The 15,892-nt window shown below is 65.7% G+C and carries 18 protein-coding genes and 1 other RNA gene; 7 read left to right on the top strand and 12 right to left on the bottom strand.

Annotation, left to right across the window (positions count from 1 at the left end; translation table 11 throughout):
- Positions 1–27 precede the first annotated feature (27 nt).
- The 11 genes from AC1D34_RS20680 to AC1D34_RS20630 all read right to left on the bottom strand — a co-directional run bounded on the left by AC1D34_RS20680 (position 28) and on the right by AC1D34_RS20630 (position 8,538).
- Positions 28–1,224 carry an O-succinylhomoserine sulfhydrylase gene (locus tag AC1D34_RS20680; protein ID WP_476825196.1) on the bottom strand — a complete coding sequence of 399 codons (1,197 nt, stop codon included), beginning with the start codon at positions 1,222–1,224 and terminating at the stop codon, positions 28–30.
- A 209-nt stretch (positions 1,225–1,433) separates the two neighbouring features.
- The gene (locus AC1D34_RS20675; RefSeq protein WP_441490525.1) at positions 1,434–2,177 is read right to left on the bottom strand and encodes a pyrimidine 5'-nucleotidase; all 744 of its coding nucleotides are present in this window, start codon (positions 2,175–2,177) and stop codon (positions 1,434–1,436) included.
- A gap of 187 nt (positions 2,178–2,364) precedes the next feature.
- Positions 2,365–2,511, bottom strand: a complete 147-nt coding sequence (locus AC1D34_RS20670) for a hypothetical protein (RefSeq protein ID WP_441490526.1) — start codon at positions 2,509–2,511, stop codon at positions 2,365–2,367.
- A gap of 75 nt (positions 2,512–2,586) precedes the next feature.
- Positions 2,587–3,486 (bottom strand): acetylglutamate kinase, encoded by a 900-nt coding sequence (argB, locus tag AC1D34_RS20665; RefSeq protein ID WP_476825195.1) that lies wholly within the window; start codon positions 3,484–3,486, stop codon positions 2,587–2,589.
- Between the two features lie 82 nt (positions 3,487–3,568).
- The gene (locus AC1D34_RS20660) at positions 3,569–3,937 is read right to left on the bottom strand and encodes a DUF423 domain-containing protein (RefSeq protein WP_441490527.1); all 369 of its coding nucleotides are present in this window, start codon (positions 3,935–3,937) and stop codon (positions 3,569–3,571) included.
- Positions 3,938–4,045: 108 nt separating this feature from the next.
- Complete coding sequence (gene yihA, locus AC1D34_RS20655; RefSeq protein WP_441490528.1) at positions 4,046–4,711, bottom strand: ribosome biogenesis GTP-binding protein YihA/YsxC; 666 nt, start codon at positions 4,709–4,711, stop codon at positions 4,046–4,048.
- Positions 4,712–4,720: 9 nt separating this feature from the next.
- A complete protein-coding gene (locus tag AC1D34_RS20650; RefSeq protein WP_441490529.1) occupies positions 4,721–5,353 on the bottom strand; it encodes a CatB-related O-acetyltransferase in 633 nt (210 codons plus the stop codon).
- Positions 5,354–5,448: 95 nt separating this feature from the next.
- Positions 5,449–7,341: a membrane protein insertase YidC gene (gene yidC / locus AC1D34_RS20645; RefSeq protein WP_476825197.1), complete on the bottom strand. Its 1,893-nt coding sequence runs from the start codon at positions 7,339–7,341 to the stop codon at positions 5,449–5,451.
- Between the two features lie 46 nt (positions 7,342–7,387).
- On the bottom strand, positions 7,388–7,831 hold the full coding sequence (gene rnpA / locus AC1D34_RS20640; protein ID WP_441490530.1) for a ribonuclease P protein component: 444 nt from the start codon (positions 7,829–7,831) through the stop codon (positions 7,388–7,390).
- 11 nt (positions 7,832–7,842) lie between these two features.
- Positions 7,843–7,977: a 50S ribosomal protein L34 gene (gene rpmH / locus AC1D34_RS20635; protein WP_038364779.1), complete on the bottom strand. Its 135-nt coding sequence runs from the start codon at positions 7,975–7,977 to the stop codon at positions 7,843–7,845.
- Between the two features lie 405 nt (positions 7,978–8,382).
- Positions 8,383–8,538 carry a hypothetical protein gene (locus AC1D34_RS20630; protein WP_476825194.1) on the bottom strand — a complete coding sequence of 52 codons (156 nt, stop codon included), beginning with the start codon at positions 8,536–8,538 and terminating at the stop codon, positions 8,383–8,385.
- A gap of 12 nt (positions 8,539–8,550) precedes the next feature.
- On the opposite strand from AC1D34_RS20630, the gene ffs reads away from it, so the two are divergent.
- The 4 genes from ffs (at position 8,551) to recR (ending at position 11,604) form a co-directional block, all read left to right on the top strand.
- Positions 8,551–8,647, top strand: an RNA gene (ffs, locus tag AC1D34_RS20625) — signal recognition particle sRNA small type.
- 139 nt (positions 8,648–8,786) lie between these two features.
- Positions 8,787–10,640, top strand: a complete 1,854-nt coding sequence (locus AC1D34_RS20620) for a DNA polymerase III subunit gamma/tau (protein WP_476825193.1) — start codon at positions 8,787–8,789, stop codon at positions 10,638–10,640.
- A 24-nt stretch (positions 10,641–10,664) separates the two neighbouring features.
- Entirely contained in the window at positions 10,665–10,985 is a 321-nt protein-coding gene (locus AC1D34_RS20615; protein ID WP_113516833.1) for a YbaB/EbfC family nucleoid-associated protein, read from the top strand.
- 13 nt (positions 10,986–10,998) lie between these two features.
- On the top strand, positions 10,999–11,604 hold the full coding sequence (recR, locus tag AC1D34_RS20610) for a recombination mediator RecR (RefSeq protein WP_476825192.1): 606 nt from the start codon (positions 10,999–11,001) through the stop codon (positions 11,602–11,604).
- A 16-nt stretch (positions 11,605–11,620) separates the two neighbouring features.
- Here recR and AC1D34_RS20605 read toward each other — a convergent pair whose 3' ends face one another.
- The gene (locus AC1D34_RS20605; RefSeq protein WP_441490535.1) at positions 11,621–12,325 is read right to left on the bottom strand and encodes an outer membrane protein; all 705 of its coding nucleotides are present in this window, start codon (positions 12,323–12,325) and stop codon (positions 11,621–11,623) included.
- A 258-nt stretch (positions 12,326–12,583) separates the two neighbouring features.
- On the opposite strand from AC1D34_RS20605, the gene AC1D34_RS20600 reads away from it, so the two are divergent.
- The 3 genes from AC1D34_RS20600 (at position 12,584) to AC1D34_RS20590 (ending at position 15,871) form a co-directional block, all read left to right on the top strand.
- Positions 12,584–13,639, top strand: coding sequence for a YihY/virulence factor BrkB family protein (locus AC1D34_RS20600; protein ID WP_476825191.1), 1,056 nt, complete (start codon positions 12,584–12,586; stop codon positions 13,637–13,639).
- 3 nt (positions 13,640–13,642) lie between these two features.
- Positions 13,643–14,878 (top strand): NAD(P)/FAD-dependent oxidoreductase, encoded by a 1,236-nt coding sequence (locus AC1D34_RS20595; RefSeq protein ID WP_441504996.1) that lies wholly within the window; start codon positions 13,643–13,645, stop codon positions 14,876–14,878.
- 123 nt (positions 14,879–15,001) lie between these two features.
- The gene (locus AC1D34_RS20590; RefSeq protein WP_476825190.1) at positions 15,002–15,871 is read left to right on the top strand and encodes a VOC family protein; all 870 of its coding nucleotides are present in this window, start codon (positions 15,002–15,004) and stop codon (positions 15,869–15,871) included.
- The last annotated feature ends 21 nt before the right edge of the window (positions 15,872–15,892 follow it).

Here is a 15,892-nt window from a genome sequence, read left to right as displayed (position 1 = left end):
GCTCTGCACTTGGCTGAGGGGCGGCCCTCAGACCGCCGCCAACGCACGCTCGAAATCGGCGATCAGGTCGTCGGGATGTTCGAGCCCGACCGAGAAGCGCACCAGCCCGTCGGTGACGCCCATGCTGGCGCRAATCTCCGGCGTGAAGCGCTGATGGGTCGTCGTGGCGGGGTGCACGATCAGGCTCTTGGCATCGCCGAGATTGTTGGAGATGCGGATCAGCTTGAGCGCATTGAGCAGGCGGTAGACGGCCTCCTTGCCGCCACTGACCTCGAAGGCGATCAGGGTCGAGGGACCGCTCATCTGGCGCGCAATGATCTCGGCTTGCGGATGATTGGGGTCGCCCGGAAAGATCACTTTCGGCAGCTTGGGCTGCTTGGCCAGCCAGGCCGCAAGGATCGCGGCGCTCTGCGCCTGCCGGTTGACGCGCAGCGGMAGCGTCTCCAGGGCCTTCAGCATCACCCAGGCGTTGAAGGGCGACATCGCCGGCCCGGTCTGGCGCAGAAAGGTCTGGATCTCGCTCTGGATCAATTCCTCCGAGGCGAGGACCAGTCCGCCGAGGCAGCGGCCTTGCCCGTCGATATGCTTCGTTGCCGAGTAGACGACGCAGTCGGCACCGAGTTCGAGCGGACGTTGGAAGAGCGGGGTCGCGAAGACATTGTCGACCACGAGCTTGGCGCCGACCTCCTTCGCCAGCGCGGCGACGGCCGCGATGTCGATGACCTCGAGTGTCGGGTTCGCGGGGCTTTCCAGGAAGAAGACCTTGGTGTTGGGCTGCACGGCCTTCCGCCAGGCCTCGATATCGGGGCCGTTCACCAGCGTCGATTCCACGCCGTAGCGCGGCAGATGATCCTCGACGACATAGCGACAGGAGCCGAACAGGGCCTGCGCCGCGACGACGTGGTCGCCAGCACGCACCAGGCTCATCACTGCTGCCGTCACGGCGGCCATGCCGGTCGCCGTAGCGCGGCAGGCTTCGGCCCCCTCGAAGGCGGCCATGCGCTGTTCCAGCATGGTCACGGTCGGGTTCGAGAAGCGGGCATATTGGAAGCCCGGATCCTTGTTCAGGAAGCGCGCCTCGCATTGCTCGGCGCTGTCATAGACATGGCCCTGCGTCAGGAAGAGCGCTTCCGACGTCTCGCCGAACTGCGAGCGCAGGGTGCCGGCATGAACCAGCCGCGTTTCGGGATGCAGCGCCTTTGCGCCAGCGTCTGGGCCTGACATGAACTGAACTCCGACCGTTCGTTATAACGGACAAGGGGAATAACAGCTCAGCCATCGTTCGTAAAGACGGACAAAAATTCTCCGGAAGGAACGCCCGAGATCTGCGCCTTAGATCATCGGGCCGGATATAGTATCCGGTCCGATGATCTAACTATCTGTGATTGCATCGGCTTCCCCGAAAACCGCAATCCACTTTTCGGGCCGATGTCTTAGCGTGACGGTTTCGGCGGGCGCCCGAGCGGGGTGAGGAAGCCGGTGAGGTCGGTCGTGACGTGGTGGACATGGCCGGCTTCAATCGCGGCCTGCTCCCAGGCTTCGCGGAACGGGTCCGGCGTCTGCGGCAGGATCAGCACGGTCTTCATGCCGAGCGCGTTGGGGACCAGCAGGTTCCTCTCGATGTCCTCGAACATGGCGGCGCGGCTCGGATCGACCGCATGTTTCGCCAGGAAATGCTCATAGGTCGCGCGCTCGGGTTTGGGCAGGAAGCCAGCCTCGACGATGTCGAAGATGTCCTCGAAATGGTGGAGGATACCGAGCTTGCCCGCGACATTCTCGGCATGTCCGCGCGAGCCGTTGGTGAGGATGAGCTTGCGCCCCGGTAGGGCGGCGATGGCGTCGCCAAGCGCGGGGTTGGGATCGAGCAGGGAGAGGTCGATCTGGTGCGCGAAATCGAGGAAATCGTCGGGATCGACGCCGTGTTCCTCCATCAATCCCTTCAGGGTCGTGCCGTAGCGCTGGTAATAGTATTTCTGCAGCGCCCGCGACGACAGCCCGTCGAGCCCGAACAGCTCGCCGAGGAACAGCGTGATGCGCTCATCGACCTGCGGCCAGACTTTTGCCTCGTGCGAATAGAGCGTGTTGTCGAGATCGAAAACCCAGTGCTCGACATGCGCAAAGGCTTCCGCATTCGGCAGGAGCGGCGTAACGGCGGATATGATCGGTTTCTGATTCATGGGCTATGTCATGTGGCGACGTCAGCGTCGCATGCAAGTCTTCCGCAAAGGTTTACCGACGTGCGACGACACTGGCCGATCGGCGGTCAGGCTGCTGACCCGCGATCAGAGCAATGATCAGGCGGTTCTCTCAAGCGCCGCATGTGGCGTGAACGGGTCGCGCATGAGACACATGCGGCCCGTCTCCCTACCTTTCGTCCCGAAATGACCTGGCGCTTCGCGCCGGGACACGCGCGATATCCTCTCGCCGTCGTGACGTGGTGCGGACGAGTGCAAGACCGACCATGGCCAGCGAGAGGCCGAGGCCGAGCGCGATGGTGATCGAGTAACCCATGATGGCTCCTCCCGAGACGCCCCCGGGAGGATGATGAACCTGTCGTTGCCGGCACGCATCACCGGCAAAGGTGGATCACCTTCTGATGATGGTGCCCGAGCCGGTATCGGTGAAAAGCTCGATCAGCGCCGCGTGCGGGATCTTTCCGTCAAGGATGACGACCGCCTCGACGCCCTTTTCGAGCGCGTAGATGCAGGTCTCGATCTTCGGGATCATGCCGCCGGAGATGGTGCCGTCCGCGATCAGGCGGCGGCATTGCTCCACCGTAAGCTCCGGAATCAGGTTCTTGTCCTTGTCGAGCACGCCGGGCACATCGGTCAGCAGCAGCAGGCGCTTGGCGTTGAGTGCACCGGCTATCGCGCCCGCAAAGGTATCGGCATTGACGTTGTAGGTCTGGCCGTCGGCGGCGGCACAGACTGGTGCCAGCACGGGGATCAGCTCCGCCTTCAGCACGGCCTCCAGCACGCTGATGTTCACCGCTTCAGGCTCGCCTACAAAGCCAAGATCGAGCACCTGCTCGATCTTGGAATCGGGATCGACGACGGTGCGGGTCACCTTGCGGGCGGTCACCATATTGCCGTCCTTGCCGCAGAGCCCGATCGCCTTGCCACCCTCGCGCGAGATGTAGCCGACGATCTCCTTGTTGACCGAGYCGGCCAGAACCATCTCGACGACATCGACGGTTGCGCGGTCGGTGACCCGCAGGCCCTGCTTGAACTCCGACTTGATGCCGAGCTTGTCGAGCATGCGGGCGATCTGCGGGCCGCCGCCATGGCAAACGACCGGCTTCAAGCCGGACTGCTCGAGCAGGACGATATCCTCGGCAAAATCCTCGGCGGTCGCGGCATCGCCCATGGCGTTGCCGCCATATTTGATCACGATGATTTCCTGATCGTAGCGCTGCATATGCGGCAGCGCCTGAACCAGCAGTTCTGCCGATTGCGACGGCGTCAGGTGGACGGCGGGATTGATCATCGGCAGGCTCCGCGGGACGCGAGGATCGCGCGCCGGGCCTTCTAGCCGAAGAATGCCCGGGGCGGAAGCCGGCGGGCGCGGTTCAGCTACGCCGCGCGAACAGGGCAGAGAAGGCCAGAGCGAGCCAGCCGGCCAGCATCAGGAAGCCGCCAGCAGGTGCGGCGCCCGCAAAGAGCCGCTCATCATAGAAGCCACGCCGGGTGAGATCGGCGGCAAAGAGCGCGACGCCGAGGATGATGACGGAGAGCGCGACACGCGCCAGCAGGTCGGAGAGCAACCCGGCCTTGCGTGCGGCCGTTGCGCCCAGGATCACGGGAGCGTGGGTCAGCAGCATCTGGCCGGCGGTCTGGAGGCCGCTCGTGCCTGGGCCATGCGCTGCCGCAGCCAGGAGCGTCACGCCCGCAAGGCCCATCAGCGCGGCCAGCGTGAGATGAATCTTTGCGGCGCTCATGGCAGGATCACTTTCTCTGGACCGGACCGAAATGCTGGCGTGCGGGGGCTCGCGAGGAGGACTGGCCGGATTGCCTCGCCTCCCTCACCATCACGGCAGCCGCGAGGCTTATGCCCGCTCTGCCAATACGCGCGCGATCGCTGCGCGCAGCTCCGGAATGCCGAGGCCCTTTTCGCTCGAGGTGAGCAGCACCTCGGGGAAGGCGGCCGGCCGGCGCTTGATCTCGTCGAAGGTCGCTTCCTGCATGAACTGCTGGTCGGCCTTCTTGATCGCGTCGCCCTTGGTCAGCACGACCTGATAGGAGACGGCGGCCTTGTCGAGCGTCTCCAGCACCGCGCCGTCGACATCCTTGATGCCATGGCGGGCGTCGATCAGCACATAGACCCGCATCAGGTTGGAGCGGCCGCGCAGATATTCGTGAATCAGATTGGTCCAGGCCGCGACCTTGTCGCGCCCGACGGCGGCATAGCCGTAGCCGGGCATGTCGACGATGGTCAGGCGCTCATCATGCCCGACCTGGCGGAAGAAATTGAGCTGCTGGGTACGGCCCGGCGTATGCGAGGTCCGCGCCAGCGCGTTGCGCCGCGTCAGAGCATTGATCAGGCTCGACTTGCCGACATTGGAGCGCCCGGCAAAGGCGATCTCCTGGCCGACCATGGGGGGCAGGTCGTCGATCTTGGTCGAGGCCCAGACGAAATCCCAGGGACCTTCGAAGAGCTTGCGAGCGCTCTCGATCTCGTCCGGAGTGAAGGGGGTTGTCGTGCTTGCTGTCATGGGTCCTGCCTACACGGCGGCGCGCAAGGCGTCGATGTTGGCGCCGGCGATTGCACCGAGATTGCGGGAGATTGTCTCTGCATCCCAATCCCACCAACGAATGGCGAGGAGTTCCGCGATCGTCTCGGCCGGGAAGCGCATCTTTACGATCTGACCGGGATTGCCGACAACCACCGCATAGGCTGGCACATCGCGCGAGACCTGGGCCCGTGTCCCGATGATGGCGCCGTCGCCAATCGTCACGCCGGGCATGATCACCGCCTCGCGGCCGATCCAGACATCATTGCCGATCACCGTGTCGCCACGCAGGCCAAGCTTGTCCGGCGTCATCTCGGGAGCGCCCTCGAATCCGAACATCTGGAATGGATAGGTCGAGAAGCCGCTCATCGGGTGGTTCGCGCCATTCATGATGAACTGTGCCGCCTGGGCGATGGCAACGAATTTTCCGATGATCAGCCGGTCGCCGATGAAGTCGAAGTGATAGCGCACGCAGCGGCCGACGAAGTGCTCCGGCCCGCGCGAGTCGTCATAATAGCTGTAGTCGCCGACCTCGATCAGCGGGTGGTCGACGACGGCCTTCAGGAAGGCCGTGCCCTTCCAGCCCGGGATCGGGTGAAGGGTCCGCGGATCGGGAAGCGGCATGGAGGCTCCCTTTCGAAGGCAGCGTGAACGAGGTCCGAAAAAAGCAAAAAGCCCCCCTCCCGAGGGAGAGGGGCGTCGCGTCGCAGCCCGGAGGCTTACTTCGCCTTGTTGCTGTTCGCCGGCTTTCCGGGCGCCGGCGTCGCCGTTGCTGCCGCCGCAGCCGGCTTCTTGCTGAACATGCTCTTCAGATTGTCGAACAGTTCGATCTTCACACCGTGCTTGCGCATGATGAAGCCCTGCTGGACGATCGAGAGCAGGTTGTTCCAGCTCCAGTAGATCACCAGACCGGCCGGGAACGAGCCGAGCAGGAAGGTGAAGAACACCGGCATCCAGGTGAACATCATCTTCTGCACCGGATCCGGCGGCTCCGGGTTCATCTTCATCTGGATGAACATGGTGATGCCCATGAAGATCGGCCAAGCGCCAATCATCAGCATCGCGGGCACGGCGAAGGGCAGCAGCCCGAACAGGTTGAAGACCGAGGTCGGATCGGGCGCGGCAAGATCCTTGATCCAGCCGAAGAACGGCGCGTGCCGCATCTCGATGGTGATGAACAGGATCTTGTAGAGCGCAAAGAAGACCGGGATCTGCACCAGCACCGGCCAGCAGCCGGCGAGCGGGTTGATCTTCTGGGTCTTGTACAGCTCCATCAGAGCCTGCTGCTGCTTCATCTTGTCGTCGGCGTAGCGCTCGCGAATGGCGAGCATCTCCGGCTGCACCGCCTTCATCTTCGCCATCGAGGCGTAGGACTTGTTGGCGAGCGGGAAGAACAGGGCCTTGAGCAGCACGGTGACGATCAGGATCGAGACGCCGAAATTGCCGACGTGCTTGTAGACCCAGTCCATCACGAAGAAGAGCGGCTTGGTGATGAAATAGAACCAGCCCCAGTCGATCATCAGCTCGAAGCGCTTGATGCCGAGATTCTTCTCGTAGCCGTCGATGGCCGCGACTTCCTTGGCGCCGGCGAAGAGCCGGGCATTGGCGGTCGCGCTGGCGCCCGGCGCGACCGTGACGGCCTCGCCCAGGAAATCGGCCTGGTAGGTGTGCGAATTGCCGGTCTGGACCGAGGAATAGCGCCCGTCATACTTGCGCTGCTGATCGGGGATGACCGCGGCCGCCCAGTACTTGTCGGTGATGCCGAGGAAGCCGCCGACGGCGTCCTTCCAGACCTTGCCGGTGGTGCCGGGCGAGAGCGCCGGCTCCTTGTCGATCTTGTCGTAGGTGTATTCCTGCAGGCCCTGCTCGCCGAGATTGCCGACGAGGCCTTCGTGCAGCACGTAGTAGCCGAGCGTATGCGGCTTGCCGTGGCGAACCACCTGGCCGAACGGATACAGCGTGACCGGCGCACCGCCCTTGTTCTCGACCTCGTCGCGGATCGAGAACATGGCGTTGTCATCGACCGAGATCATCCGCTTGAACAACAGGCCCTGGCCATTGTCCCAGGTCAGCGTCAGCGGCGTACCGGGGCGCAGCACTTGGGCGTCCGCGGTCCAGACGGTCGTCGCATTCGGCAGCACCACATTGGCGCCGGGTGCGGCGACCCAGCCGAAATCGGAATAATAGGCGTTGGGTCCGCCGAGCGGCGAGAGCAGCACGATGTTCGGGCTGCTGCGGTCTACGGTCTCGTGATAGGCCCTGAGCGAGACGTCATCGATGCGCGCGCCGGTGAGCGAGATCGAGCCGGCGATCTTGGGCGTGTCGATCTTGACGCGCGGACCGCGTGCGAGCGCCTGCTCGCGGGTCTCGACAGCAGCGACGGCCTGGGCCGTGCCGGGAGCGGCGGTCGCTGCCGGCTGGCCTGGAACGGTCGCCGGAGCCGGAGTAGCCGACGAGCCCGGCTGGGCCGTCTGGGTCTGCGCCTGCTGGCTCTGCTGCGCGGCCTGCTTCTGCTTTTCCATCTGCGGCACGCCGTAGAAGAACTGCCAGCCGAGCAGCACGACCACCGACAGGGTGATCGCCAGAAGCWGGTTGCGATTGTCTTCTTTCATCATGACCGGAAACGGATCTCGCTGAATGCCCCGAAGGGCTTTTGGCCTAAGGCTGGGGACGGGTGCCACCACTGGTGGGGCGCTTGTCGGTCGGCCTGCGGCCGGGTTTTGCGGGTCTGGCGCGATCGAGCGCGACGGAAAGATCGGCGATCAGCGCGGAAAACGGAGCTGTCAGCACCTCGCGCCGCGCGACGATCACGAGATCGCAGGGCCGGTCGGCCTGGGCGGCAAGGGCTTGTTTCGCGGCGGCGCGCAGACGGCGCCGGATGCGGTTGCGCTCAACGGCATCGCCGACCTTGCGGGAAGCGGTCAGGCCGAGGCGCAGGCCGTGACGGCCTTCTTCACCCGCGGCATCGCGCACCTGCGCCGTGAAGGCAGGCGAACGAAAACGGCGGCCATGCTCGGCCGCCGCCAGAAACTGTTTGCGTTCGGTCAGACGGGCGTGGCGCATGGCGATGGGCCTGTCTTCCGGAAACGGCGCGCAGGTCACGCGCCGGTCGCTCAGGCCGACAGGCGCTTGCGGCCATGCGCCCGGCGGGCGGCGATGACCTTGCGGCCACCCTTTGTCGCCATACGGGCGCGGTAACCGTGGCGGCGCTTGCGAACCAGCTTGCTGGGTTGATAGGTTCTCTTCACGGTCCGTCTCCGGGGCCTTGTTCCGGCATGGCGACCGGGTTCCCGCTGGGGAAAATCGGCCGGCCAAGCCTGTCATGCAAAAGGGGCGGCGCCGCCCGAAAGGCTGCGCAGGTCGCGGGCTTATGGCGGAAGGGCGGGGGCGAGTCAATGCCGAAGGCGCATCCTGCGACGATGCCGCGCGGATCGACAGGCCCGGCTCCTCGGCCCGCCCGTGCCTTGAAGACGTTGATCATCAGGAGCCGCGACGCAGTCGGCGTGCAGAGGGCCTTCGATCGTGAAAAGAGGCAGGGCGTCGCCAGGGGGCGCCCGTGCGGCAAGGCTGACGACGCCGAGGTTCATCGGGCCGGCTCTGTCATAGAGCGGCTCGCGCCGGCGCTGGGGAGGCGGCCGAGCGGCTGGTTTCGGTCAGATGCGATCCTTGATGCCCAGGCGCAACATCTCTTCGCGCGGCAAAATCATCTCTTCGCGCGGCAAAATCTCTTCGCGCGGTAGGAGGGGAAGCGCCCGGGCGAACTGCGCGACAAGGCGTAGCTCGCGCTTGCGCTCTCGATCGACATGCACGATATAGCGCCCGGGAGGTTGGCGAGGGACGTCTCACTCGCCAACCGGGTCAGGTCCGGARGGAAGCAGCCCTAACGAGACCGAACGGGTCTTCGTCCAGCCTCCCACTTTGCGGCTGCCTTGCGCGCTGCTCCCGCTTGCCAGGTCTTCGATCCAAGCCTTGGATCGGGGCCGCTCCTGCCTCGTCCCGGCCGGAGTATTGCAAGTCCGGCGTTGACCGTCGCCTCCCGATTGGCGAAAGCATGCGGATGACCGACGAGACCGCCGCTGCCGATTCCGTTGAAGAGCTGGGTTTTCCCGGCCTCGCGCCAGCGCCCGTCGCGACCGCGGCGCCTTACCGGGTGCTTGCGCGCAAATACCGTCCGGCCCATTTCGGCGACCTGATCGGCCAGGACGCCATGGTGCGTACTCTGACCAACGCCTTCGCCGCCGGCCGCATCCCGCAGGCATGGATGCTGACTGGCGTCCGCGGTGTCGGCAAGACGACCACGGCCCGCATCCTGGCGCGTGCCCTGAATTTCCAGAGCGCGGATGGAGCGGGTGGGCCGACCACCGATCTCTCGCGTTTCGGCGTGCATTGCCGCGAAATCATCGAGGGCAGGCATATCGACGTGATGGAGATCGATGCCGCCTCGAACAATGGCGTCGACAATATCCGCCAGATCAACGACAGCGTGCGCTATGCGCCGGTCTCCGCACGCTACAAGGTCTACATCATCGACGAAGTGCACATGATGACCGGGGCGGCGTTCAATGCCTTCCTCAAGACCCTGGAAGAGCCGCCGCCGCACGCAAAGTTCATCTTCGCCACCACCGAGATCCGCAAGGTGCCGGTGACGGTGCTGTCGCGCTGCCAGCGTTTCGATCTGCGCCGGGTCGATGGCAGCCTGCTCGTCGGCCATCTCTCGAACATCTGCAAGGCCGAAGGGGTCGACGCCGAAGAGGAGGCGCTCGGTGCCGTCGCCCGCGCCGCCGAAGGCTCGGTTCGCGATTCTCTCTCGATCCTCGACCAGGCCATCGCCCATGCGGCTGGCCGAATCACGCTCGAGGATGTGCGCTCCATGCTCGGCCTCGCCGACCGGGCCCGCGTCATCGATCTGTTCGAGTCGGTGATGAAGGGCGATATCGCGGCGGCACTCGGCGAACTCAGGGCGCAATATGATGCCGGTGCCGATCCGGTCGTGGTGCTGACCGATCTCGCCGAGTTCACCCATCTGGTGACGCGTCTGAAGCTCGTGCCTGAAGCCGCCCGGGATAACGGCCTGAGCCAGGCCGAGCGCGTGCGCGGCGGTGATTTCGCGGCCCGACTGTCGGTGCGCGTGCTGGCTCGCGCCTGGCAGATGCTGTTGCGCGGCATGGCCGAGGTGAAACAGGCCGACAGGCCGGTGATGGCGGCCGAGATGGTGCTGGTCCGTCTCACCCATGCGGCCGACCTGCCGACGCCCGACGAGGCCATGCGGATGCTGCGCGACGGCAATGGCTCTCCCGCCGGATCGGGCAATGGCGGGGGGGGCGCAGCGCCCCGCCCTCCCTCCGGTGGCGGGAACACGGCGCTCGCGGCACGGCCTGTGCTCGCCAGCGCGAACCCCGCGCCCGCTGCCGCCCCTCGTGCGGTTGCGGCCCCGGCCGTGCTCGTCGCTTCGATCGAAGATATCGTCGCGCTCGCCTCGCAGWATCGCGACATCACCTTGAAGATTGCGCTCGAGCGCGATGTGCGGCCCGTTCGCTTCGAACAGGGGCGGATCGAGTTCGCCCTGGTCGAAGGTGGTTCACGCACGCTCGCCAATGATCTGTCGCGCCGCCTCAAGGAATGGACGGGACAGACCTGGATGGTCGTCATCGTCAATACGGAGGGAGGCGCGACGCTGCGCGAGCAGGCCGTTGCCGCCAAGGACCAGCGCGAGAGCGACGCTGCCGCTCATCCAGCGGTGAAGGCTGTCCTGGAGCGCTTTCCCGGCGCCCGCATTGTCAACGTGCGCGATCCGCGCGCGGCTGAAGCTGCCGAGGCGCAATCCTCGGGCTCGGCCGACGATGATTACATGTCTGATGCCGAGCCGCTGTTCGACGACAGCGAGCCGGATTTCGACGGCGTCGATTTCTGACACTTTCGCATACGGAGAGACACCATGCGCGACATGATGGGCCTGATGAAGCAGGCGCAGCAGATGCAGCAGAAGATGGCCGATGTTCAGGCCGAGCTCGACACCATCGAGGTCGAGGGCGCCTCCGGCGGCGGCATGGTCACCGTGACGATGACAGCCAAGGGCGCGCTCAAGTCGGTCCGGATCGACCCGAGCCTGATGATGGCCGACGAGCGCGAGATACTCGAGGATCTGATCGTCGCGGCCAGCACCGACGCCCGCGCCCGCGCCGAGCGGGTGATGCAGGAGCGCATGGCTGAGATCACCAAGGGCCTGCCGATCCCGCCCGGCATGAAACTGTTCTGAGCTGCAGGCCCGCATGTCACGCGCCATTGCCGGCCCCGAGATCGAGCGGCTGATTCAGCTTCTCGCCAAGCTGCCGGGCCTCGGGCCGCGTTCGGCCCGGCGCGCTGCCCTGCATCTCGTCAAGAAGCGCGAGCAGCTTCTGGGCCCGCTCGCCGAGGCCATGGCGACCGCGCGCGAACGCATCGTCGTCTGCCCGACCTGCGGCAATATCGATACCAGCAATCCCTGCTCGGTCTGTCGCGACGCCCGCCGCGACGATGGGGTGATCGTCGTCGTCGCGGACGTCTCCGACCTATGGGCGCTCGAGCGCTCGGGCGCTGTTTCAGGGCGCTATCATGTTCTGGGCGGCGTGCTCTCGGCGCTCGACGGCATCCGGCCCGAGCACCTGACGCTCGATGCGCTGGTGGCCCGTGCCTCCGACCCGGCCGTGAAGGAGGTCATCCTGGCGCTCAACGCCACGGTCGACGGGCAGACCACGGCGCATTTCATCACCGATCTGCTTGCCCATTTGCCGGTCAAGGTGACGAAGCTCGCCCATGGCGTGCCGGTCGGCGGCGAGCTCGACTATCTCGACGACGGCACGCTCGCTGCCGCCATTCGCCAGCGCACGGGCTTCTGATCCGGGCTTCGTCCCGTCAGAACTTGTAGCTCAGGCTCGTGCGGACGCTATGCAGCGTCGAATCCTGATCGGTCGTCACGCCAAGGAAGGCGCCGCGCGCCAGGCGGTTGAACCGGCCGAAATCGGTGTAGCGGTATTCGACGCCGGCGATCAGGTGGTCGGTCAGCGCAAAGGAAAGACCGCCGCCCACGCTCCAGCCCGAGCGCGATGTCTGGGCGCTGTCACGTGCTCCCGAAGCCGGATCGAAGAGCTGCTGGTCGAACTCGGTGAAAGTCGCGCCGCCCGTGGCATAGATCATGAAGCGGTCCATCGCAAAGCCCAGGCGACCGCGCACCGAAGCCTGCCAGTCGCGTTTCACCTCACCGATGCCGAGGGCATGACGGAAGCGCCCATCGCTATTCAGGGCCTCGATATCGCCTTCGATGCCGAGGACATAGGAGCCGAACTGGTAATTGAAGCCGGCATGTCCGCCGCCGAGCACCGAATCGGTATCGGAGGTGAAAGCCGCGCCGATGCCGTTGGCGGCGATGAAGCGGGTGCGCTCCGAGCCCCAGGAATAACCGATCTGGCCGCCGGCGTAGAACCCGGTCCAGGAAAAGAATTCCGGCAGTGCAGGAGCCGGCGGCAGCGTGCCCTTGCGATAGGGCATGTCCGCCGCGGAGGCCGCGCCGCCAGCCAGAAGTGCGAGGCTCGCAAGGCCGGCTTTCAGGAACATCTTCATCGCAGGTCTCTGTATGTCGTTCGCCGATCGGGTGGCCAGATACGGTGCCTCCCGTATCCGGGACGAGGAGGTCGCAAGCCTTTGCTGACGCATGTGAAGCGCGCGTTTTCTGGCTCTGATTAGGAACTGTTAAGGTTAACAAACGGATAAGCGGCCTGGGGTGGCCCGCCGCGCAGGGAACAAACTCGTCGTCCGCCCGGTTTGCCCTAGGCTGGTGCCAGGCCGCGTGTCGACCCACCGCGGCGGCGGAGACTTTTCATGGCCTTCTTGAAACGCATCACGGGCGCAGCGGGCGCGGGGGTGGCGCTGGGCTACGTGGCCGAGGCGATCTCGCGCTGGCGTGCGCGGCCTTCGCGAGAGGAGGTTGCACGCGGCCGCGACGCGGCTTCGCCGCTCGAGATGACCTGGCTTGGCTGGAAGGATGTCCTGCTGCGCTTTGCCGGCAATGTTGCCGATAACCGTCTCAGTTCTCTGGCTGGTGCGGTCGCCTTCTTCACCTTGCTTTCGCTTGTCCCGGCGCTCTCGCTCCTTGTCGCGCTGTACCGCTATTTCACCGACCCGCTGACCATCGCCGGCCAGCTCGACAGCCTCACCACGGTCTTTCCAACTGCCGCACGCGAGTTGATCCGCGAGCAAGCGATGCGGCTTGCGACACAATCCAGCACCGGCCTGTCCCTTGCTGTCCTTGTCAGCCTGCTCGTGGCGGCCTGGAGTGCGAACGCCGCGGTGAAGGCGGTCTTCGATGYGCTCAACATCATCTATCGCGAACGGGAGAAGCGCAGCTTCTTCAAGCTGAACCTGATCTCGCTGCTGACCACGCTGAGCGGGGTCGTGCTGCTGATGGCGGCGCTGATCGCGATCGCCATCCTGCCGGTCATCTCCGCGTTCTTCCCGTTCCACTACGAACTCGAGCAACTGGTCCGGCTGGTGCGCTGGCCGACCTTCGTCGTGATGGCGACGCTGGCGATCGCCTGCCTCTACTGGATCGGACCGAGCAGGCGGCGGCCGCGCTTCGCCTGGGTCATGCCAGGCGCGATCGCCGCCTCGCTGCTCTGGGCGGCCGCGTCATGGGCCTTCTCCTGGTATGTCGGCACGCTCGGCAATTACACGGCGACCTATGGCTCGCTCTCGACGGTGGTGGTCTTCATGACCTGGCTCTGGCTGTCGGCGATGATCGTGCTCGCCGGTGCCGAACTCAATGCCGAACTCGAGCATCAGACCGAGCGCGACACCACGATCGGGCGACCCAAGCCTCTCGGCCGCAGGGGCGCGACCATGGCGGACAGGGTCGGTGCTGCCATGGCGGACGAGTAGGCGATGCTGGATCCCGACGACACGCGCCAGAGCGACCTGCGCAGCGGTTCGAGCCCCTGGCGCACAGATGCCGGACATCCGCGAGGCGAGACGCTCGAAGCGGATATTCGCTGCGACGTGGCGATCATCGGCGGCGGCATCACGGGGGCGATGCTGGTGGAACATCTGACCGCGCGTGGGCGGCAGGTCGTGCTCGTCGATCGTGAAAGACCAGGCTTCGGCAGCACGGTGGCCAGCACTGCGATGCTGCAATGGGAGATCGACCAGCCCTTGCGGCGGCTTTCGGCGCTCTACGACTTCGAACGGGCGGCGGATATCTATCGGCGCAGCCTTCGGGCCGTGGCGGGGCTTCGTGAGCTGGTCCTGGGCCAACAACTGCGCTGCGCCTTCCATCCCCGTGACACGGTCTATCTCGCAGCTGGCGAGACCGGGGCGCGTGAATTGCTGGACGAGCATCTCCTGCGGGAGCGCGCTGGCCTGCCCGGCTCCCTGCTCGGCCATGACCTGCTGCTGCGCGAGTTCGGGTTCGACCGGGCGGCAGCCATCGTCTCGCCCGGATCGGCGGAAGCAGACCCCCTCAGCCTGTGCCATGCCCTGCTCGGCGTGGCGGCAGCGCGGGGCGCGCGTCTTATCCGCGACGAGGCGGTGGCATTCGATGGCCAGGGTCGCTCCGCCATGGTCCAGCTCGGCGCTGGCCACACGATCGAAGCCGGTCATGTCGTCCTGGCAACCGGCTATGTCATGCCAGATTGCGTCCGGAGCGATCTGCATCGCATCGCCTCGAGTTGGGCATTGGCGACGCAGCCGCAGCCCGCACAGGCGCTCTGGCCTCGGCGTGCGCTCGTCTGGGAGGCTTCGACGGACTATGTCTACTGCCGGACCACGGCCGATGGAGGCATCGTCATCGGAGGCGAGGACGAGGGGAGCGATGACGCCGATCTGCGCGAGCGTCTCGGGCCGGAGAAGACAGAGGCGCTGCTCGGCAAGCTCGCGGCCCTTGTACCGGCTGCGCGGCTCTCGCTTGCTCACACCTGGTCCGGGGCCTTCGGCCAGACCGGGGACGGGTTGCCGCTGATCGGGCGGGTCCCTGGCCAGCCACGCCTGCTGGCGGCCTATGGCTATGGCGGCAACGGCATCACCTTCAGCTTCCTCGCGTCTCGTCTCCTCGGCGCCCTGCTAGAGGGCAGGGAGGAGGCCTGGTTCTCTGATTTTGCGATCGACCGGCCGAGCCCGGTCTGACGGCCCCGCAATATTGCGCGGCTGCAATCTTGGTCTTGCCATGCCAAGGGGCGACAATGGCTCGGTTTCTTGCCATTTGAAGACTGCGGCGGACGTCGGGCCGCATCATTTTCGGAGGCGGCGATGCTCACGGTTAAGGACAAGGTTTCGTCACCGGTACGGCTTGAGGCCTATGACGCGCCCCTTCACATTGGCGCGGTCTCCTTGCGGGTGCGCGATCTGCCGCGCCTGACGGCCTTCTATCGCGACGCGATCGGGCTGACGCTGATCTCGGAAGAGCCCGGCCTCTCCGTGCTCGGTGTCGACGGCGTGCCGCTGGTGCGGCTCGAAGGGGGGGCGAGCGCACCGGTATCGGCCGCCGGCCTCTTCCATCTCGCGATCCTGCTGCCATCGCGCCGTGACCTCGCCAACTGGCTGGCGCATGCGGCCAGGACCCGAGTGCCGCTGGAAGGCGCCTCGAACCATCTCGTCAGCGAGGCGCTCTACCTCTCCGATCCGGAAGGCAACGGCATCGAAATCTATCGTGATCGCAGCCGGCCGGAATGGCCGCGACTTGATGGCGGCGCCATCAAGATGTCGACCGATCGGCTCGATCTCGACCTGCTCCTGCGTGAGTCGGACGRAGCCGCCTATCCCGGCATGCCGACTGGCACGGGCATGGGGCATGTTCATTTGCGCGTCGGCGACACCGCGCAGGCCGAGGGCTTCTACCGCGATGGGCTCGGTTTTGACGTGATGGTGCATTATCCCGGCGCCAGCTTCCTCGCGACCGGTGGCTACCATCACCATATCGCCGTCAATGTCTGGGGCAGCCGGGGGGCAGGCCTGCGGGCTGACAGCGATGCGGGGCTCGCGAGCTTCGAGCTCGTCGCCGCCGACGACCCGGCCTTCGCRGCGATGCGGACGCGGATGATCGCTGCCGGCGGTCGTGATCAGGGAGGCACCGTCACCGTTGCCGACCCCTGGAATAACCGTCTGATCCTGCGTCGCTAACGGATCGGCCCGAAAAGTGGA

The organism is Allobosea sp. P1_A7 (assembly GCF_056406775.1).
Note: the sequence above shows the minus strand (reverse complement) of the source record. Positions and strands in the feature narration are given on the sequence as shown.